The sequence below is a fragment of the Bradyrhizobium sp. SBR1B genome (assembly GCF_014198205.1).
In the GTDB taxonomy this organism is placed as follows: Bacteria; Pseudomonadota; Alphaproteobacteria; order Rhizobiales; family Xanthobacteraceae; genus Bradyrhizobium.
Window position 1 is genome coordinate 51,027 of the sequence record NZ_JACIHC010000020.1, and the last position, 20,447, is coordinate 71,473.

The 20,447-nt window shown below is 65.0% G+C and carries 17 protein-coding genes and 1 pseudogene; 6 read left to right on the forward strand and 12 right to left on the reverse strand.

What is annotated here, in order from left to right:
* Positions 1–132: 132 nt before the first annotated feature.
* The 4 genes from GGD61_RS33560 to GGD61_RS33575 are packed head-to-tail and all read left to right on the forward strand — an operon-like array spanning position 133 to position 5,119.
* A complete protein-coding gene (locus GGD61_RS33560; RefSeq protein WP_092259600.1) occupies positions 133–2,730 on the forward strand; it encodes an ATP-binding protein in 2,598 nt (865 codons plus the stop codon).
* On the forward strand, positions 2,727–3,116 hold the full coding sequence (locus GGD61_RS33565; protein ID WP_018315558.1) for a response regulator: 390 nt from the start codon (positions 2,727–2,729) through the stop codon (positions 3,114–3,116). The genes GGD61_RS33560 and GGD61_RS33565 overlap by 4 nt, the downstream gene beginning before the upstream one ends.
* Positions 3,113–4,363 carry an adenylate/guanylate cyclase domain-containing protein gene (locus GGD61_RS33570; protein WP_092259598.1) on the forward strand — a complete coding sequence of 417 codons (1,251 nt, stop codon included), beginning with the start codon at positions 3,113–3,115 and terminating at the stop codon, positions 4,361–4,363. The genes GGD61_RS33565 and GGD61_RS33570 overlap by 4 nt, the downstream gene beginning before the upstream one ends.
* A gap of 9 nt (positions 4,364–4,372) precedes the next feature.
* Entirely contained in the window at positions 4,373–5,119 is a 747-nt protein-coding gene (locus tag GGD61_RS33575; protein WP_092259597.1) for a hypothetical protein, read from the forward strand.
* Between the two features lie 216 nt (positions 5,120–5,335).
* Here GGD61_RS33575 and GGD61_RS33580 read toward each other — a convergent pair whose 3' ends face one another.
* The 12 genes and pseudogenes from GGD61_RS33580 to GGD61_RS33635 form a co-directional block, all read right to left on the reverse strand.
* Positions 5,336–6,220 carry an ABC transporter permease gene (locus GGD61_RS33580; RefSeq protein ID WP_092259595.1) on the reverse strand — a complete coding sequence of 295 codons (885 nt, stop codon included), beginning with the start codon at positions 6,218–6,220 and terminating at the stop codon, positions 5,336–5,338.
* Position 6,221: 1 nt separating this feature from the next.
* Positions 6,222–7,163 carry an ABC transporter permease gene (locus tag GGD61_RS33585; RefSeq protein WP_092259593.1) on the reverse strand — a complete coding sequence of 314 codons (942 nt, stop codon included), beginning with the start codon at positions 7,161–7,163 and terminating at the stop codon, positions 6,222–6,224.
* 10 nt (positions 7,164–7,173) lie between these two features.
* Positions 7,174–8,682: an ABC transporter substrate-binding protein gene (locus GGD61_RS33590; RefSeq protein WP_092259591.1), complete on the reverse strand. Its 1,509-nt coding sequence runs from the start codon at positions 8,680–8,682 to the stop codon at positions 7,174–7,176.
* 22 nt (positions 8,683–8,704) lie between these two features.
* Entirely contained in the window at positions 8,705–9,811 is a 1,107-nt protein-coding gene (locus GGD61_RS33595; RefSeq protein WP_092259589.1) for an ABC transporter ATP-binding protein, read from the reverse strand.
* Positions 9,811–10,800 carry an ABC transporter ATP-binding protein gene (locus GGD61_RS33600; RefSeq protein ID WP_018315565.1) on the reverse strand — a complete coding sequence of 330 codons (990 nt, stop codon included), beginning with the start codon at positions 10,798–10,800 and terminating at the stop codon, positions 9,811–9,813. The genes GGD61_RS33595 and GGD61_RS33600 overlap by 1 nt, the downstream gene beginning before the upstream one ends.
* A complete protein-coding gene (locus tag GGD61_RS33605; protein ID WP_092259587.1) occupies positions 10,797–11,507 on the reverse strand; it encodes a DUF1028 domain-containing protein in 711 nt (236 codons plus the stop codon). The genes GGD61_RS33600 and GGD61_RS33605 overlap by 4 nt, the downstream gene beginning before the upstream one ends.
* Before the next feature lie 9 nt (positions 11,508–11,516).
* Positions 11,517–13,327, reverse strand: a pseudogene (locus GGD61_RS33610) (gamma-glutamyltransferase family protein).
* 81 nt (positions 13,328–13,408) lie between these two features.
* On the reverse strand, positions 13,409–14,398 hold the full coding sequence (locus GGD61_RS33615) for an ABC transporter ATP-binding protein (protein ID WP_091953652.1): 990 nt from the start codon (positions 14,396–14,398) through the stop codon (positions 13,409–13,411).
* Complete coding sequence (locus tag GGD61_RS33620) at positions 14,395–15,381, reverse strand: ABC transporter ATP-binding protein (protein WP_092259959.1); 987 nt, start codon at positions 15,379–15,381, stop codon at positions 14,395–14,397. The genes GGD61_RS33615 and GGD61_RS33620 overlap by 4 nt, the downstream gene beginning before the upstream one ends.
* Positions 15,382–15,409: 28 nt before the next feature.
* On the reverse strand, positions 15,410–16,381 hold the full coding sequence (locus GGD61_RS33625; protein WP_028143436.1) for an ABC transporter permease: 972 nt from the start codon (positions 16,379–16,381) through the stop codon (positions 15,410–15,412).
* A gap of 9 nt (positions 16,382–16,390) precedes the next feature.
* Positions 16,391–17,371 (reverse strand): ABC transporter permease, encoded by a 981-nt coding sequence (locus GGD61_RS33630; RefSeq protein ID WP_092259581.1) that lies wholly within the window; start codon positions 17,369–17,371, stop codon positions 16,391–16,393.
* Positions 17,372–17,475: 104 nt separating this feature from the next.
* A complete protein-coding gene (locus GGD61_RS33635; RefSeq protein WP_018315572.1) occupies positions 17,476–19,071 on the reverse strand; it encodes an ABC transporter substrate-binding protein in 1,596 nt (531 codons plus the stop codon).
* 305 nt (positions 19,072–19,376) lie between these two features.
* On the opposite strand from GGD61_RS33635, the gene GGD61_RS33640 reads away from it, so the two are divergent.
* Together GGD61_RS33640 and GGD61_RS33645 are read left to right on the forward strand one after the other, a co-directional pair.
* The gene (locus GGD61_RS33640) at positions 19,377–19,634 is read left to right on the forward strand and encodes a DUF6489 family protein (protein WP_028135213.1); all 258 of its coding nucleotides are present in this window, start codon (positions 19,377–19,379) and stop codon (positions 19,632–19,634) included.
* Positions 19,634–20,434, forward strand: a complete 801-nt coding sequence (locus GGD61_RS33645; RefSeq protein WP_092259579.1) for a triacylglycerol lipase — start codon at positions 19,634–19,636, stop codon at positions 20,432–20,434. The genes GGD61_RS33640 and GGD61_RS33645 overlap by 1 nt, the downstream gene beginning before the upstream one ends.
* Positions 20,435–20,447 lie beyond the last annotated feature (13 nt).

The following is a 20,447-nucleotide window of genomic DNA, read 5'->3' on the forward strand; positions in this document are numbered from 1 at the left end:
AAGCGAACGAGGGCGGCAGCGGCGGGTCCGCTGCCGCCCTTTTTGTTGCGTCCGGGCGCCGGGCTCACTGGATGGGGCCTTATCCCGCGCTTGCGAAAGACAAGGTCCCGTCTTCTTGCTAGGTTCCGGGTGATGAGCCTTTCTCTCCATCCCGACACCCCGCAAGCCAGGACGCTGCCGAGCGCGGCCTCGGATGGCGTCGCTGCCGGCGCGGGTGCGGGGCGGGGGATCAGGACCCGGCTGTTCACCAAATATGTCGCGCTGTTCGTGGCTGTCGTCGCCATCGCGCTGCTGGCCAACGGCCTGTTCGAGGTCTTCTTCTATTATCGCGAGCACAAGGCTTCGCTGATCCGGGTCCAGCATGAGCAGGCCGAGGCGGCCGCAGCCAAGATCGGCCAATTCGTCAAGGAAATCGAGAACCAGCTCGGATGGACGACGCAACTGCCGTGGTCGGCGGGCTCGACCGAGCAGCGCCGGTTCGACGCGCTGCGGCTGCTGCGCCAGGTGCCCGGGATCACCGAGCTTGCCCAGGTGGATTCGACCGGCAAGGAACGGTTGCGGGTCTCGCGGCTGGCGATGGATGCGATCGAGAGCGGGATCGACCTGTCCAATGATCCGAAGTTCACCGAGGCGGTAGCGCACAAGGTCTATTACGGTCCGGTCTATTTCCGCCGGGAGTCTGAGCCCTACATGACGCTGGCGCTGGCCGGCGCGCGCAGGGATGCAGGTGTCAGTATTGCCGAGGTCAATCTCAAGCTGATCTGGGACGTGGTCTCGCAGATCAAGGTCGGCCAGCACGGGCATGCCTATGTCGTCGGCCCGGAAGGGCGCCTGATCGCGCACCCCGATATCAGTCTCGTGCTGCGCAACACCGACATGTCCGGCCTCGCACAGGTGCGCGCCGCGCAGGCGGCCGGCGGCACCATGCCGGACGCGCTCGAGGAAGCGCGCAACATCCAGGGCCAGAAGGTCCTGACCGCATCGGCACCAATCGAGCCGTTGCACTGGACCATGTTCGTCGAGCTGCCGGTCGAGGAGGCCTATGCGTCGCTCTACGCCTCGCTGCAGCGGCTTGCGATCGTGCTGCTCGGGGCGTCGATCTTCGCGGTGCTTGCGGGGGTATTCCTTGCGCGCCGCATGGTCGGGCCGATCCAGGCCCTGCGCAGCGGTGCGGAACGGATCGGCGGTGGCGACTTCTCCCAGCGCATCTCGATCCGGACGGGCGACGAGCTCGAAGGGCTCGCCGACCAGTTCAACGACATGGGCGCGCGCTTGCAGGAATCCTATGCCGACCTCGAAAACAAGGTCGAGCAGCGCACTGCGGAACTGCGGGAATCGCTGGAACAGCAGACCGCAACGTCCGAAGTGTTGGAAGTGATCAGCTCCTCGCCGGGCGAGCTGGAGCCGGTGTTTCGCAAAATGCTGGAGAATGCCACGCGCGTGTGCGGCGCATCCTTTGGAACGATGAATTTTTGGGACGGCGAAGAGTTCAATCTGGCTGCGGACTACAACCTTCCATCCGAGTTCTCTGATTTCAGGCGACGCACACCGATGCGTCCTTATCCCGGCACCTCGCTTGAAACTGTCGTCAAGACACGCAAGTCTTCGCAGGTTCCCGATCTTAGGGAGAGCCCGGCTTACCTGGCTCGCGTTCCCAATGTCATTCCGATGGTGGAGGTTGCCGGAGCCCGCACGCTCATGGTCGTTCCCATGCTTAAGGAAGATCAATTGATCGGCGCGATTACGATCTTTCGAAAGGAGGTACGGCTCTTCACGGACAAGCAGATCGCGCTGGTCGAAAACTTCACCAGGCAAGCGGTCATCGCCATCGAGAACACGCGGCTGCTTCGAGAGTTGCGTGAGCGCACCGAGGCACTGTCCCAATCCCTGAGCGAGCTGCGCGCCGCCCAGGATCGCCTGATCCAGACCGAGAAGCTTGCCTCGCTCGGCCAGCTCACCGCCGGCATCGCCCACGAGATCAAGAACCCGCTCAACTTCGTCAACAATTTCTCCGCTCTCTCGACGGAGCTGATCGATGAGCTCAACGAGGCGCTGCAATCGGCTGCGCTCGACGGCAAGACCAGGGAGGAGGTCGACGAGCTGACCCGCATGCTGAGGAGCAATCTCGAGAAGGTGGTGCAGCACGGCAAGCGCGCCGATTCCATCGTCAGGAACATGCTGCTGCATTCGCGCGAGGGTTCCGGCGAGCATCGGGCCGTCGACATCAATGCGATCGTCGAGGAGAGCCTCAATCTCGCCTATCATGGCGCGCGCGCCGAACGGCCGTCCTTCAACGTTACGCTCCAGCGCACGTTCGATCCCGCTGCCGGTATGGTCGACATCTATCCGCAGGAGATCACGCGCGTCTTGCTCAACCTGATCTCGAACGGCTTCTATGCCACGGCCAAGCGCAAGGAGAGCGCGGGTGAGACCTTCGAGCCGAGTTTGAGCGCAGCAACAAAAGACCTTGGTGGCAGGGTCGAGATCCGGATTCGTGACAATGGCACGGGAATTCCGCCCGAGGTGAAGGAGAAGATGTTCAATCCCTTCTTCACCACCAAGCCGGCCGGCGAGGGCACTGGGCTCGGCCTCTCCATGAGCCATGACATCGTCGTGAAGCAGCACGGTGGCACCATCGACGTGAACACCACACAAGGTGTATTCACCGAGTTCATCATCACCCTGCCGCGCACGATGGCGGCGGACGGCACTTCCGGAGGCAAGTCGTGAACGTTTACATCCTGGTCGTCGACGACGAGCCCGACGTCGAGGCGCTGTTCCGGCAGCAATTCCGGCGCGAGCTGCGCGCCGGCCGCTTCCAGATGGAGTTCGCCTCCTCGGCGCCCGATGCGCTCAAGCGGGCCGCCGAGGTTCGCGATCCCTCGCTGATCCTGATCCTGTCCGACATCAACATGCCCGGCATGAGCGGGCTCGACATGCTGCCGAAGGTGCGTGCCGCGCATCCGGACGTCCCCGTCATCATGATCACGGCCTATGGCGACGCCGAGACGCGGCGAAAGGCGATCGAGCGCGGCGCCGTCGGGCTTCTCACCAAGCCGATCGACTTTGCCTTGCTGCGACAGGAGATCGACACGAGGCTCGAGCAAGCCGCATGAGCGCGACCATCCTCTTCGTCGACGACGAGCCGGATCTCGAAGCGCTGGTCCTGCAAAAGTTTCGCAGGCAGATCCGCGACGGACAGGTCGCCATCATATTCGCCCGCGACGGTATCGAGGCGCTGGCCTCGCTCGAGCAGAACCCGCAGGTCGACATGGTGGTCTCCGATATCAACATGCCCAGGATGGATGGCCTCTCGCTGCTCGCGAAACTCCAGGAGGCCGAGGACAAGAAGTCGACCATCATCGTCTCGGCCTATGGCGACATGAGCAATATCCGCACCGCAATGAACCGCGGCGCGTTCGACTTCCTGACCAAGCCGATCGACTTCGCCGATCTGGAAGCCACCATCGAGAAGACCATCCGCCATATCGAGATGCTGCGCGAGGTGCGGCGGCGCCAGATGGAAGCCGAGCGCGCCCATGCCGCGCTATCGCGTCATTTCTCGCCCGAGCTTGCCAAGCGTCTGGCCGCCAGCGGCGACGGCGAGGGCATCGAAGTGCAGTGGCGCGATGTCGCCACCATCTTCACCGATATTACCGGCTTCACCTCATTGGTCGAGAGCGCGCCGCCCGAGACGTTGGGCAAGTTGCTTAACGAGTATGTCGGCGGCATGACCGAAATCGTCTTCGCCCATGAGGGCACGGTCGCAAAGATCATCGGCGATGCGATCCAGGTGCTCTTCAACGCGCCCGGCGATCAGCCGGATTATGCCACGCGTGCGGTCGCCTGCGCCCATGAGCTCGATGCCTGGGCGCAGGACTTTCGCGCGCGCCAGAGCGCCATGGGCGTGACCTTCGGTGCCACCCGCATCGGCATTCACGCCGGTCCCGCGCTGGTCGGCAATTTCGGCGGCAACCGCTTCTTCGATTACACCGCGTATGGGGACTCCATCAACATCGCGGCGCGGCTGGAGGCCGCCAACAAGCATCTGGGCACCCGCATTTGCGTCAGCGCCAGCGTCGCCGAGGCGGCGGAGAATTTTCAAGGCCGCCCCGTGGGGGAGCTGATGCTGCGCGGACGCAGCGAGCCGTTGCGCGCGTTCGAGCCGCTGCCACCGGGCAAGTTCGAAGCGCCGGAAACGGCGCTGTATTCGGAGGCTTTCGCCAAGATGGAGGCCGGTGATGCCGCGGCCATGCCGGCCTTTGCCGCGCTGGTCGGCATGCACGCCGACGATTCCCTGGCCGGCTTTCACCTGAGGCGCCTGCTCAACGGCGCCAAGGGCATTCGCATGCAACTGGAATAGGAGTTCGCCATGGTTCGTGAGTTCTCTGCCGGCAATTACCGCTTCATTCCGTCCGTGTTCCAGTATTCGGCGGGGGTCGCCGCGGACGACGGCTATGAAATCGAACGCGTCCGCTTCGATCGTCTGGTCCCGCTCGCGGAAGGGTTTGCACTGGCGGCAAGATTCATTCAGGAGGCAGGACGGCCGCTGACGGCATTCTGCGCCTGCGAGCTGCGTTCACCGGCAGCCTTCAGCGAAGAGGGCTTTCGCGCGTTCAACCTGCACTATGTGAAGACGCTGTCCGAATGGAGCATCTTCGACGGCACCACCAATCCGGTGGCGCGCAGCAATGTCTGTCCCGAGATCGATCCGCCGTCAGAGCCGTCGTTCTACGCGTTCTCGTTCACGCGTCCGACCCGCTCGAAAGCGCCGTCCTTCGTGATATCAGGCGGCGCTGAGGCGCGCGAGGGCAGCGGCACCTATGTCGAGCGCACCGTGCGCTATCGCGACCTCAGCCCGGAGGGGCTGCGGGAGAAGGTGCGCTTCACGACGACGTCGCAGATGGAAAACCGCATGGCGGCCTTCGGCTTCGGCTGGAGCGACACCACCGCGGTGCAGGCCTACTCCGTGCACGACTTCCACCACGCACTCGCCGACGAACTGGTCCGCCGCGGCGCGCTGCGCTCCGGCCTGACCTGGTATTTCGCCCGCCCTCCGGTAGTCGATCTCGAATACGAGATGGATTGCCGTCGGGTATTGCGGGAAGTGGTGATCTAGAGTTTCTGACGGCAACGCTCTCTCCGTTCCCTCCCCCCTTGTGGGGGAGGGGCAGGGAGGGGGGCCACACGGGGATTCCCTCCGTGGCGCAGCCGTTCTCCGCGCGCAATCAACCGGCACCTTTTCCTGGTTACCCCTCTCCCTAGCCCTCCCCCACAAGGGGGGAGGGAACGCACCTCCGCTGGAGGTGCTAGCTGAGTTTCCTCTGATCGGACCTCAGCGCTGCCGCGGATCGAGCGCGTCGCGCAGGCCGTCGCCGAGCAGGTTCAGCGACAGCACCACGAGAAAGATCGCAAGGCCCGGCCAGATCGCCATCCACGGCGCCTGGGTCAGGAAGCGTTGCGCGGCATTGAGCATGCTGCCCCAGGACGGCGCCGGCGGCTGCTGGCCGAGGCCGAGAAACGATAGCGCGGCTTCGGCGATGATGGCGGCGGCGATCGAGAGCGTCGCCTGCACCAGCAGCGCGGGCAGGATGTTCGGCAGGATATGCGACAGCGCGATCCGCCACGGCGGGTTGCCGAGCGCGCGCGCGGCCTCGACATAGTCCTCGGCCTTGACGACGAGCACCTGGCCGCGGGTCAGGCGGATGAAGATCGGGGTTGCGGAGATGCCGATCGCGATCATGGCATTGCCGAGGCTCGGCCCGAGGAACGCCGCCAGCGCGATCGCCAGGATCAGGAACGGGCAGGCCAGCATCGCATCCGTGATCCGGCTGATCAGCGCGTCGACGAAGCCGCCGCGATAGCCGGCGAGCAGGCCGAGCGGCACGCCGATGCCGAGCGCAATCGCAACCGAGATGAGGCCCGCAAGCAGCGAGGCGCGCGCGCCGTAGACGATCCGGCTGAAGATGTCGCGGCCGAGCTCGTCGGTGCCGAACCAATGCGCCGCGGTGGGCGGCTTGCGCACCAGGCTCCAGCTCGTCGCGATGGGATCATAGGGCACGATGAGCGGGGCCAGCACGGCGAGCACGATGAACATCGTGAGCACGGTGAGCCCGAATATCGCCGCCTTGCGCTTGAACAGCCGCCGGCGCGCGCGGTGGGCCGGGCTATCCAGCTCGTCGGCTTGCGTGAGAGGGCCCGGCAGCGCGGCGTCGGTCATGCTAGCCCCGCAGCCGCGGATTGACGAGGATATAGGCGATGTCGGCAACGAGATTCAGCGTGATGTAGATCGTGGCCGTCACCAGCACGACGCCTTGCACGACGGCGTAGTCGCGGTTGAAGACGGCGTCCACGATCAGCTTACCGAAGCCGGGGATGGAGAAGATCTGCTCGGTCAGGACTGCGCCTGACAATAGCGTGCCGAGCTCGAGTGCGCCGAGCGTGATGACGGGCGTCAGCGCATTGCGCATCGCGTGCTTCAGGATCACCGAGCGCTCCAACAGTCCCTTGGCCCGGGCAGTTCGGACGTAGTCGCTTTCCAGCACCTGCAGCATGGCGCTGCGGGTATGCCGCATCAGGACCGCGGCAATCGCGTTGCCGAGCACGAAAGCCGGCATGATGGTGGCCGCCAGGCTCGCGCGCCAGTTCTCGGTGAGCGGCACGTAGCCGGAAGCCGGCAGCCAGCCGAGCTCGATCGAGAACAGGAAGATCAGCATGATCCCGAGCCAGAAGTTCGGCGTGGAGATGCCCCATAGCGCAAACAGGTTCGCGCCGTAATCCCAGGCCGAGCCTTTCTTCACGGCTGCGACGATGCCGGCGGGGATGCCGATCAGGAACGCGATCACGATCGCCATCGCGCCAAGCTGCAGCGTCACCGGTAGCTTCTGAGCGATTAGCTCGCGCACCGGCATCTTGTTGCGCAGCGACTCGCCGAAATCGCCAGAGAGTACGCCCTTGATCCAGTAGGCGTACTGCACCGGGACCGGCTGATCGAGCCGGTACTGGTGGCGGATCTGTTCGATCACGGCCGGGTCGCGCTCTTCGCCCGCCATCACCAGCGCGGGATCGCCCGGCAGCAATTGCTGCAGCGAGAAGATCAGTACTGAGACGAAGAACAGCGTCGGCACGATCTGCGCGAGGCGGCGGGCGAGGAAGTTCAGCATTCTGGCGGCGTCACTTCAGCTTGAGCCCGATCACGCGCACGAGGCCGTCGGGCATCTGCTTGTAGCCTTCGAGCTTGGTCGTGTGCGCGATGATGATGCGGCGGTGGTAGAGGTACAGCAGCGGCTCCTCGTCCTGGACCAGCTTGGCCAGGGTCTCATAGCTGGCCTTGCGCTTGGCGGGATCGGTGACCGATCGGGCGTCCTCCAGTGCCTTGTCGGCCTGCGGGTTGTTCCACGCGCCGTAATTCTGCGGCGCACCGCTGTGCAGGAATACAAAGGTGTTGCCGTCGGGATCGACGCGCCCGCTCCAGGCCAGCATATAGGCCTGGTAATCGCCAGACTCCGCCTGCTTCAGCCCGGTCGCGAATTCGGTGAGGCGGATCTTCATGTCGAACCCGGCCTCGGCCGCCATCGACTGGATGACCTGCGCCGGCGTCTCGGTCTCCGCGCCCTTCGGCACCAGGAAATCGACGCTGACCGGCGGTGTCACGCCGGCCTCCTTCAGCAATGCCTTGGCCTTCTCGACGTTGCGGGGACGGACCGGAAGGGATTTCTGATAGTAGGGATGATCAGGATTGACCCATTGATTGCCGACCTGAAACTCGCCATTGAACACGACCTGATTAATCGCCTCGCGGTCGATCGCGAGGTCGAGCGCCTGCCGCACCTTGGCGGACTGGCTGAGCGGCCCCTTGGCCTTGTCCTTGCCGATGTTGAGCGTGACGCCCTGATAGCCAAGCTCGATCGCGGTCGCGACCTTCAGCCGTGAATCCGCGCGGACTTCCTTCAGGTCGGTGGCGAGCACGCGCTCGATCAAATCGAGGCCGCCGGATTTCAAGTTCGCAAGCCGCACCGTGGCATCGACGATCGGCTGGAACACGATCTTGTCGATGAAGACGTTGTCCTTGTTCCAATAGTCCGCGAATTTCTCGAACACGATGCGGTCCTGCTGCACGCGCTCGACGAATTTATAAGGGCCGGCGCAGACCGGACGCAGGCCGAACTTGTCGCCGGCTTCTTTCGCCGCCTTCGGCGACACCATCATCCCGGCGCGGTCGGTGAGCTGGGCCAGCAGCGGCGAGAACGGCGACTTCAGCACCAGCTTGACCGTGAGGGGATCGACGATTTCGATATGATCGACCGAGGCGAGCTCGGGCTTGCGGAACGAGCCGGGGAACGTCAGATGCCGCTCCAGCGAGAACTTTGCGGCTTCGGCGTCGAATGGCTCGCCGTCGTGGAATTTCACGCCCGGCCGGAGCTTGATGACCAGCGCCTTGCCGTCGTCGGCGGTCTCGCTCGACAGGGCGAGCTGCGGCACGATGTTGAGCTTCTCGTCGATGTCGAACAGCTTGTCGCAGAAGGCGGAGAACACGATGCGGCCGACATAGGTGCGCGCCATCGTGGGATCGAGGATATCAGGATCCTCGGCGAGGCCGATGCGCAGCGTGGTCTGGGCCTGCGCGGCTCCAAGCGACAGCAGGACAGCGGCGGCCGTTGCGGCCAGGCGAAACATCTTCATCGGACAATCCCCATTGCTTCGGCTACGTCGTTGTGGGCGCGGCGCCTTGTATACCAACCCCGGCAGGGCTCCCGCCTTCCGTCTTTCGGCTGAAGGCCGCGACCAATTTAGCAAGCGCCGGCGAAAACCCGCCGGCTGCCGGCAGGATGGCGTCGGCAGACGGCAGCTCCGCCGTGCGGTGACAGGCGGTGGCGTGGCCCGAGCCGTCAGCTAGAAGCGCCGGCGCCTCGTTGCGGCAGCGCTCGATCACGAACGGGCAGCGGGTGTGGAAGCGGCAGCCAGCGGGCGGATTGAGCGCGCTCGGGATCTCGCCCTCCAGCAGGACGGTCGCGCGCTTCGCCTTCGGCTGTGGCAGCGGGATCGCGGACAGCAGCGCTCGGCTATAGGGATGTCGGGGTGAGGCGAACAGCGCATCCGCCTCCGCCGTCTCGACGATCTGGCCGAGATTCATCACCGCGACGTGGTCGGCGATGTGCTTGACCACGGCGAGGTCGTGCGAGACGAAAATGTAGGCGAGGCCGAGCCGGTCCTGCAGCTCGCGCAGCAGATTGAGGATCTGCGAGCGGATCGAGACGTCGAGCGCCGAGACCGGCTCGTCGCAGATGATCAGCTTCGGCTCGACCGCGAGCGCGCGGGCGATGGCGATGCGCTGGCGCTGGCCGCCGGAGAATTCGTGCGGATAGCGCCGTGCCAGCCTCGGCTCCAGCCCGACCAGCCGCAAGATTTCCGCGACGCGCGCGCGCCGCTCTGCCGGCGGCACGAGATCGTGCAGCGCCAGCGGCTCGGTCAGGATCTGCCCGACGGTCATGCGCGGATTGAGCGAGGCGTAGGGGTCCTGAAAGATGATCTGCGCTTCGCGGCGGAAGGCGCGCAGCGCATTGGGATCAAGCGAGAGGAGATCGCGGCCGTCGAACCGGACCATACCCGCGTCCGGCTCGATCAGCCGCAGCACCAGGCGGCTTACGGTGGATTTGCCGCAACCGGATTCGCCGACGAGCGCCAGCGTCTTGCCGGCTTCGAGCGAGAAGGAGACGCCATCGACCGCCTTGACGTGCGCCAGCGCCCGGCCGAACAGCGAGCGCTCGGCGACGAAATGCTTGACCAGGCCCGTGACCTCGAGCAGCGCCATCACGACACCAGACGTTCGAGCGGCGCGCGGATGCAGCGCGAGAGGTGGCCGGGGCTGACTTCGATCAATGGCGGCGGTGCCTTGGTGCAGGCGTCCAGCACGAACGGGCAGCGCGCGGCGAAGCGGCAGCCTGCCGGCGGCTGCGCCATGTTCGGCACCATGCCCTCGATCGTCGCAAGCTGTTCGGCGCGATGGTCGAGCCGCGGGATCGAGCCGAGCAGGCCGACGGTGTAGGGATGCTGCGGCGCCGAGAACAAGTCGTCCACCGGCGCGCGCTCGACGATCTCGCCGGCATACATCACAGCGACCTCGTCGCAGACCTCGGCGACCACGCCGAGATCGTGCGTGATCAGGATGATCGCGGCGCCGCTTGCCGCTTTCAACTCCCGCATCAGCTCCAGGATTTGCGCCTGCAAGGTGACGTCGAGCGCGGTCGTCGGCTCGTCCGCGATCAGCAGGCGCGGATCGCAGGCCAGCGCCATCGCGATCATCACGCGCTGGCGCATGCCGCCGGAGAGCTTGTGCGGATATTCGTCGATCCGCCGCTCGGGCGAGGGGATGTGGACGCGGCGCAGCAGCTCGATCGCCCGCTCGCGCGCGCTTTTCCGCGAGCCGCCGCGGTGGCGCAAAATGGTCTCGATGATCTGGTCGCCGATGGTGAAGCTCGGATTGAGCGAGGTCATCGGCTCCTGGAAGATCATCGCGAGCCGGTTGCCGCGCAGATTGCGCAGGGTCTGGTCCGGCGTCCGCAGGAGGTCGAGGCCGTCGAAGCGGATCGCGCCCGATATCTCCGCACTTTGCTTCGGCAACAGGCCCATGATCGCCAGCGACGTCACGCTCTTGCCGCAACCGGATTCGCCGACGAGGCCGAGCGTCGCGCCGTTGGCGACACTGAGGTCGACACTGTCGACCGCGTGGGTGATGCGGCCGTCGTCGCCGTGGAAACGGATGCGGAGGTCCCTGATCTCGATGAGGGGGCTCGCGCTCATGATTGCCTTGCACGCGCTGCTTGGATGCTGGCGTCGATGACGCTGCGATCGGTATTGCCGGCCGGGTTCTGCCGCGTCGGCATGGATGTGCGAAAATGCACCCATAGCTCGTGGCTGACCTGCTCGAGCCGTTCGAGCTCACTGATCGGATCGGGATGGTCGTCGGCGCGAATGTCCAGTGCCGGCCATTCCTCCTCGCCATGGATCAAGAGCGCGGCGGACTGCTTGCCGCGCTTGTCGCCGCCGGCAGCTTCCCCTGCTCGCATCGCGGCGAGCAGGCGGCGCGGGAAGGACAGGCTGTCGTTGGCGATATAGGTCTTCGCGGTCTCGTCGAGCACGTCGGCGCCAGCCAGCATGTTGCCGGCGATGGAGAACCCGCTGCCTGCGATGTGCCCGCACCAGTCGACGCAGTCGCGCCCGGTATGGGCGGCGATCTCGCCGCTCGCATCCATGATGTGGATCTGACGGCTCTCGCGGCCATCGTCGGTCGCGAGCAGCGCGGCCAGCACGTCGTGCGCATTGAGGCCCTGCCGCAGCAGCTTGAGGCCGTCGATGCCGTAATAGGGGTTGACGAAGGCCTGCGTCGCGATCGCGCCGAGGCCAGCCGCGATATAGGGCACGCGCGCGCCGACGGCGAAGAACCGGGTGGCAACCGCGATGCCGAGCTGGCCGGTAGCAGGGTCTCGCGCGATGATCGACCAGGTCATGTGCTGCCTTCAGCGTCCCGCGGCGTAACCTTGCATGCCGCGCGGATTGGCGGCGGCGCGCCGCCGCACGCCGACGCGCGAGGCCGCGGTGAGGCGGCCTTCGGACCAGTCGGGACCAACTTCCACGATGTGTCCGCGCTCACGAAGGTTCTCGATCGTCGCCTTGGACACGCGGTTCTCGACCACGAGCACGCCGGGGCGGGCTGTACGCGGCCAGAACGAGATCGGGAAATGCTCGGAGTGCCAAGCCGGCGCGTCGATCGCCTCCTGGAGATTGAGATTGCAATGGACATGGCGCAGGAAGAACTGCGTGATCCACTGGTCCTGCTGGTCGCCGCCGGGCGAACCCCAGGCGAGGTACGGCTCGCCGTCGCGCAGTGCCATGGTCGGCGACAGTGTCGTGCGCGGCCGCTTGCCCGGCGCGAGCGAACCCGGTTGGTTCTCCTCCAAATCGAACATCTGCGCGCGGCTGCCGAGGCAGAAACCCAGCTCGGGAATGACAGGCGAGGATTGCAGCCAGCCCCCTGAAGGCGTCGAGGATACCATGTTGCCGGCTTTGTCGATGATGTCGAAATGCACGGTGTCGCCGTGCACCTCGCCGAAGCGCCCCACGGTTGGTTCACCGGCGCCGAGCGCGCCAACGGCCTCGCGTTGGCCTTCAGCGCGGCGCAGCTTGACGACGCCGCCAAAGCCCTCGATTGCGCCGGGCCGGAGATCGAGCGAAGCCTTCTCGGTAACCAGCTTGCGGCGTTCGTCGTTATAGGCGTCCGATAGCAGCGTCGCGATCGGGATCTCGCTGAACTTGGGGTCGCCGTAGAATTTTTCGCGATCGGCAAAGGCAAGTTTTGCGCATTCGATCTGGAGATGGATGAACTCCGGCCCGGTGGGATCGAGCCCGTCGAGGGCAAAGCCCTTCAGCAGCGCGAGCTGTTGCAGCGTCACCGGACCCTGGCTCCAGACTCCGGCCTTGCAGACGGTATAGCGGCCATAGTCGTAGGTGAGCGGCGCTTCGATCGTCGGTTGCCAGCGCGCCATGTCGTCGGCAGAGAGCACGCCGCGATGCGGCGAACCGCTGACATCCATCACCTCTTGCGTCCGGCAGAATTTGTCGATGGCTTCCGCGACGCGACGAAGCCTTGCGACCAGGCTTTGCGCGCGCGCTCGATTTCGGCATCACGGCCACCGCCGCCGCTCTCGGCTTCGCTGAGAATTCGTGCGTAGGTCGCGGCCAGCGTTTTGTTGGTAAAGAGCGTGCCGGGCTTCGGCACCTCGCCGTTCGGCAGGTAGACGGCGGCCGACGTTGGCCAATGCTTGCGGAATAATTGTTCGACGGTCTGGATCGTGGCGCAGGCGCGCTCCACCAGCGGGTAGCCGTCGCGCGCATAGGAGATTGCGGGCTCCAGCACGTCGCGCACGCGCATCGTACCGTAGTCGCGCAGCAGCATCATCCAGGATTCGAACGTGCCGGGGACGCAGGCCGCGAGCAGGCCGGTGCCGGGCACCATGTCGAGGCCTTCGCTCTTGTAATGCGCGATGGTGGCGCGCGCCGGGGCGGGGCCCTGGCCGCAGATCACCTCGGTGCGGCCGCGCTTCACGTCGTGCACGATGACAGGCACGTCGCCGCCGGGGCCGTTGAGATGCGGCTCGACCACCTGCAGCGTGAAGGCGGTGGCAACGCCGGCGTCGAAGGCATTGCCGCCCTTTTCCAGGATGGCCATGCCGACGGCGGTCGCGATCCAGTGGGTTGTGGCGACGACCCCGAACGTGCCCTCGATCTCGGGGCGGGTCGTGAAGGGATCGGGATTGACATTGCTGGCCATGGATTACCTCATTTGCGGCGCGCGCAATTGATCACAGGCGATGCCGCGCCGCCAATGCGCTGCCAGCATGGCACGCGCGCGTCACGCCGGGACCGGCGCGGTGTTGACGGCGTGGCAGGCGACGCCGTCAATCAGTTCCGGCGTCTCCTTGCGGCAGAGATCGAACGCCAGCGGGCAGCGCGGATTGAAGGCGCAGCCGGGCGGCGGATTGATCGGGTTCGGGATCTCGCCCTTCACCGGAATGCGTTGGCGGCCGCTCATGGCGAGGTCGGGCACGGCACCCAGCAGCATCTTGGTGTAGGGCATACGCGGACGGGCGAACAGCTCGCGTCCTTCCGCGATCTCGACGATGCGGCCGAGATACATCACGCCGACGCGGCTCGCCATGTGGCGGACCACGGCAAGGTTGTGGCTGATGAACATGTAGGTCAGACCGAACTTGTCCTGCAGGTCGCGCATCAGGTTCAGGATCTGCGCCTGCACGGAGACGTCGAGCGCCGAAGTCGGCTCGTCGCAGACGATGAACTCGGCATCCGATGCGAGCGCCCGGGCGATCGCGATGCGCTGGCGCTGGCCGCCGGAGAATTCGTGCGGAAATTTCAACCGATCGTCGGGATGCAGGCCGACCAGGCTGAGCAGCTCGCCGACGCGCGCCTGGATGTCGCGCTCACCCTGGATCAGGTCGAAGGCGCGGATCGGCTCGGAGATGATGGCATCGACGCGGAAGCGCGGGTTCAGGCTCGCATAGGGATCCTGGAAGATCATCTGGATGCGGCGGCGCAGCTTTCGGCGCGCCGGCGCCTGCCGCGGATCGGTCATCGAGACGCCGTCGATCAAGACATCGCCGGAGCTCGGCGGCAGCAGGCCGACGACCATCCGCGCCACCGTGGTCTTGCCCGAGCCGGACTCGCCGACCAGCGCAAAGGTCTCGCCCTTCCTGATATCGAAGGTGACGTGATCGACCGCCTTGAGATATTCGAGATGGCCGCCTTCGAGCACGCGGTTGAGCCAGGGTTTCGAGACGTCGAACACCCGGCGCAGATTTGTAGCCTGGACGAAGGAAGCGCTCATGCCGCGCTCTCCGCCGGCACGCTGTCATAGAGATGGCAGGCGACCGATTGCGCACCGCGCGGCAGCGGCTCGGGTCGATCGACACGACAGCGATCGAACACGAACGCGCAGCGCGGGTTGAACGAGCAGCCGCGCGGGATCGCCGACAGCCGCGGCATCGAGCCAGGAATCTGCATGAGACGCTTGTCGTCGCCGGCCAGCGTCGGGATCGCGCCCATCAAGCCCTTGGCATAGGGATGCAGCGGATTCTTCACGACATCCTGCACCGGACCGATCTCGGCGACACGGCCGGCATACATCACGGCGACGCGGTCGGAGGTCTCCGCGATCACGCCCATGTCGTGCGTCACCAGCATCACGGCGGTGCCGTGGTCGCGGCCGAGCCGCTTGATCAGCGAGATGATCTGCGCCTGCACGGAAACGTCGAGCGCGGTGGTCGGCTCGTCCGCGATGATCAGCTCGGGCTCGGCGCAGATTGCGAGCGCAATCACGACGCGCTGGCGCATGCCGCCGGAGAATTCGTGCGGGTAGCCGTCGATGCGCTTTTCCGGCGCGGGAATGCCGACCTCGGCAAGCAGGTCGATGGCGCGGCGGCGGGCGGCCGTCTCGGAGAGATTCAGGTGGGTTCGGATCGTCTCGATGATCTGGTCGCCGACCCGATAGAGCGGATTGAGCGAGGTGAGGGGGTCCTGGAAAATCATGCCGATCCGTTTGCCACGGATGCGGCGCATCTCCTCGGGCGGCAGATTGTCGATGCGCAGGCCGGCGAGATGAATCTCGCCGCCGGCGATGCGGCCCGGCGGGTCGATCAGGCCGATCACGGCGAGGCCGGTGACGGATTTGCCGGCGCCGGATTCGCCGACAACGCCCAGCACTTCGCCCTTGGCGATGTCGAAGGAGACGCCGTCGATGGCGCGCAGCGTGCCGCGGCGGGAGGCGAACTCCACCTGAAGGTTGCGGACGGAGAGGATGGGCTCGGTCATGAGTGAGGCGCTCTTGTCGAGGTTTTGCTCATCGGAGCTTCGGGTTGAGCGCATCGCGCAGCCAGTCGCCGAGCAGGTTGATCGACAGGATCAGCCCGGCCAGGGCGAGGCCGGGGAATGCAACGATCCACCATTCGCCCGCGAACAGATAATTGTTGCCGATGCGGATCAGCGTGCCCAGCGAGGGCATGGTGTCGGGCAGGCCGACACCGAGGAAGGACAGCGTCGCCTCGGTGATGATGGCCAGCGCGAGGTTGATGGTGGCGATGACCAGGATCGGGCCCATCGTGTTCGGCAGCACGTGCCGCAGCATGATCTTGGGCGCGGGCAGGCCGATCAGCTGCGCGGCGGCCACGTAATCCTTGTTTTTCTCGACCATCACGGAGCCGCGCACCGTCCTTGCATACCCGACCCAGAAACTCAGGCCGATCGAGATCACCAGCACCACCAGCATGCTGGTGGCATCCAGGCGGTTGCCGAGGATGGATTTCGCGATGCCATTGACCAGCAGCGCGATCAGAATGGCGGGAAAGGTCAGTTGCACGTCGGCGATCCGCATGATCACGCCATCGACCGCGCCGCCGAAATAGCCGGCGATCAGGCCGAGTGCGATGCCGAGCGCGCCGGCGAAGATCACACCGGCCACGCCGACGGCGAGCGAGATGCGCATCCCGTAGAGAATGGCGGAGAACACGTCGCGACCCTGCTCGTCGGTCCCGAGCAGGAACGGGCTTTGGCCATCGGCGGTCCAGAGCGGCGAGATGCGCGAGTTCATCAACTGGAGCTGCGCAGGATCGAACGGGTTCTGCACCGCGAGCGCGGATGCAAAGATCGCGAGCAGGAAAAGCAGCACGGTAATGGCCGCTGCCACCATGGTCAGCTTGGAGCGGCGGAACGAATAGAAGATGTCGCTGTCGAGGGCGCGGCTGAGCCAGCTGCGACCGGCATGCGCGGGCGGCGCGCTCTGCTTGTCGGAATTGGAGGCGACGGCGTCGGACATGCAGGGGCCTTATGTAGCGCGGCCGACGGTCGCGCGCAGGCGCGGATCGACCACGGTGTAGAGAATGTCAACCACCAGATTGATGGTGACGAAGATCAGCGAGACCATCAGCAGGTAGGCGGCCATGATCGGGATATCGACGTTTTGCACGGCCTGCACGAACAGGAGTCCCATGCCCGGCCATTGGAACACGGTTTCGGTGATGATCGAAAATGCAATAACCGAGCCAAACTGAAGGCCGGCGACGGTGATGACGGGGATGAGCGTGTTCTTCAGCGCGTGGCCGAAATGGATGGCGCGGGTAGTCAGCCCGCGGGCGCGGGCGAAACGGATATAGTCGGTTCGCAGCACTTCAAGCATTTCCGCACGCACCAGCCGCATGATCAGGGTCATCTGGAACAGGCCGAGCGTGATCGAGGGCATGATCAATGCCTTCAATCCCGACAGCGTGAGCAGACCCGTGCTCCACCAGCCGAGCTTGACCACCTCGCCGCGGCCGAACGAGGGCAACCAGCCCAATGTCACCGCGAACAGATAGATCAGGAGAATTCCGATCAGGAAAGTCGGCAATGAGATGCCGATCAGCGAAACCGCCTGGAATAATTTGGCGAGCATGGTGTCGCGCCTCAGCGCCGAATAGACGCCCATCAGAATGCCGAACACCATTGCAAACACGGTGGCGCAGATCGCAAGTTCCAGCGTGGCCGGCATACGTTCCATCAACAGGGTCGAGACCGGCTGGCGGAACTGGTAGGAGACGCCGAACTTGAATTGCGCGGCGTCGGCGAAATAACGCACGAACTGCACGGGCACGGGATCGTCCAGCCCGAGCGACTTGCGCACGGCTTCGCGTTCGGCCGCCGACGTGTCGATCGAGACGATCTGGTTGACGGGGTCGCCTGCGAAACGGAACATCGAGAAGGCGATTATGCCGACGGCGAACATGACGCCGATGGCCTGAACGGCGCGGCGAAGAGTGAAAGCGAGCATGCCTTCCACTATCCTTGGGTGTGCGTGCGGTCGACGTCTTTGTCAGCCGGAAAAGGAAAGGTCCCGGATGCCTGACGCCGCCGGGACCTCGTGTTCAACTGGCGCTATTCCTTCTTGGTCGCCCAATGGAACATGACCAGATTGTCGGCGCGCTGCGGCAGGTTGACCTTCTTCGACACGCCCCAGGCCAGCGCCTGCTGGTGCAGCGGGATGTAGGACCAGTCCTTGTTGCCGATTTCGTAGGCCTGCTTGATCAGCTGGTTGCGCTTGGCAGTATCGGTTTCGACCAGCACCTTGTCGGTGATGGCGTCGAACTCCTTGTTGCAGTAGCCGCCGAGATTGGCCTCGCCGCGTGAGGATTTCGCATCGTCGCGGCAGCCCATGATGTCGTAGAGCACGTTGTGGGAGTCCATCGTGCTCGGGGTCCAGCCCAGGAGGTAGAACGAGGTCTGGTAGCCGCCCTGCTTCAACACCTTGGCGAAGTACTGCGCCTTCGGCTGCGCCAGCAGGTTGATCTTGACGCCGATGCGGGCCAGCATGCCGACGACGGCCTGGCAGATCGCGGCATCGTTGACGTAACGGTCGTTCGGACAATCCATCGTGACCTCGAAGCCATCGGGATAGCCGGCTTCGGTCAGGAGCTTCTTGGCTCCATCAGGGTCGAATTTCGGCCGCGTGAACTCCTTGGACAGTGCGAACAACTCCGGAGCGATCATCAGCGCCGACGGCGTCGACAGCTCGCGCATCACGCGCTTCTTGATCAGCTCGATGTCGATCGCCTTGTAGAAGGCCTCGCGGACGCGGACGTCCTTGAACGGGTTCTTGCCCTTGATGTTGGAGTAGAGCAGCTCATCGCGCATCTGATCGAAGCCGATGAAGATGGTGCGCAGCTCTGGCCCCTTCAGCACCTGGGCGTTCGGGCTGGAATCGACGCGGGAGATGTCCTGGATCGGCACCGGCTCGATGACGTCGACTTCGCCTGAGAGCAGCGCAGCGACGCGGGTTGCGTCCGAAGCGATCGGGGTGAAGACGATCTCCTTCAGGTTACCCTCGACCTTGCCCCAGTAATTGGGGTTGGCCTTGAAAACCGTCTTCACGCCGGGCTGATGGCTTTCGATGGTGAACGGACCGGTGCCGTTCTCGTGGAGAGAGGCATAGCTCGGCGTGGTCGCCGCCACCGGCGTCGGATCGACGACGTTGTTCTCCTCGGCCCATTTCTTGTCCATGATGTACCAGACATCCCACGAATTATGCAGGATGGGATTGGGCGATGGCAGCACGAAGTCGACGGTGTAGTCGTCGACCTTGACGACCTTGACGTCGGGCGCAAGGCGGGTCTGCATATTGGACCCTTTCTTGCGGACGCGATCGGCGGAGAACACCACGTCGTCGGCGGTGAAGGGGTCACCGTTGTGGAATTTCACGCCTTTGCGCAAATGGAAGCGCCAGCGGGTCGGCTCCGGGGTTTCCCAGCTTTCCGCCAGCGCCGGAATGATCTTGAGGTCCTTGTCGCGCGCGGTGAGGCCTTGATAGACGTGACCGAGATGGGCGTGGGTGGTGCTTTCGTTGAGCGTATAGGGATCAAGGGATTTCAGGTCACCCTGGTTGGCATAACGCAGCGTCTGGCTCGACGCCGGCGCGACCGTCAACGCAAGCGTACCGGCGAGCGTCGCCGCAAACAGACTTCGACCGACTGACATTCTTGACCCTCTCCACTCTACCGTGCCGATGATTTTTGATTGTTCGGCAGGGCTGATTGATCCATGTTGCCCAGAGTTCTCGACCGGTGCAAGCGCCATTCCAGCAAGGAACGCGCCAAGTTGCACCGCTGTGCAGCAATGCTGACCGTGCCGCCTGGCATGGAGGACCGCGTCTTTCGACTTTGGTTGACTATATCGGCCGATTGCGGGACGGGGCATGTCGCGCCTGCATCAGGTCGCTTGCGTCGCACCACAACTCGCGGCGATACTGCCGACAGGCCGCTCGAATCTCATCCGGAGGGGACATGAAAGTTAATATCGAAATCGACTGCACCCCCCTCGAGGCCCGCCAGTTCTTCGGTTTGCCTGACGTGGGGCCGATGCAGACGGCGGTGATGGACAAGCTGCAGCAGCAGGTGCTCAGCAACATCGAGAAGGTCTCGCCGGAATCGCTGATCCAGAGCTGGTTCACCTTCGATCCCAAGATCGCCGAGCGGTTTCAGGACATGTTCGTCACGATGGCGGGCCTCGGCGGCACGCGCAGCAGCGACAAGAAGAAATAATGCCGTCCGGGCCGGACGGGCGGCAGGCGCCGGGCGGGCTCCGTCCGCCGGGCCTTGCCCTGCTGCTTGCAGAAGCGCGCGGCCTGTTCGAATTCAATGCGAGCCTGCTGCTGTCGCCAGTCCTGATGCGCGCGCCCAGGGGTGACGGTCATCCGGTGCTGGCGCTGCCGGGCTTTCTGGCCAGCGACCTCTCGATGGCCCCGATGCGGCGCTATCTCGCCGAGCTCGGCTATGAGGCACATGCCTGGCGGATGGGCCGCAATCTCGGCGGGCTGGGGCGGATGCGCCAGTCGCTGCGCACCCGTCTGGCCGAAATCCATGCTGCGAGCGGACGCAAGGTCAGCCTGGTCGGATGGAGCCTCGGCGGCGTCTATGCTCGCGATCTCGCGCTCCAGGCGCCCGACATGGTCCGCTATGTCGTGACGCTCGGTAGCCCTTTTGCCAATGACGTGCGGGCGACCAACGCCACGCGGCTCTACGAGGCGCTGTCAGGCGAGCGGGTCGAGGATTTCGCCGAATTGCGCGAGGCGATCGCCGGCGATCTTCCGGTGCCGGCGACGTCGATCTATTCGCGGGCCGACGGTGTCGTGAACTGGCGAACCTGCTTGCTGCGTCCCTCCGACCGTGCCGAGAACATCGAGGTGCATCTGGCGAGCCATATCGGGCTCGGGGTGAACCCTGCGGCGCTGTGGGCCGTGGCCGACCGCCTGGCGCAGCCGGAAGGGGAATTCTCGCCATTTGACCGGGCCGGGCCGTTTGCCATTGCATATGCCCCGCCGGAACAGGCAGTATCGGCCTGACGAGAAGCGCCGG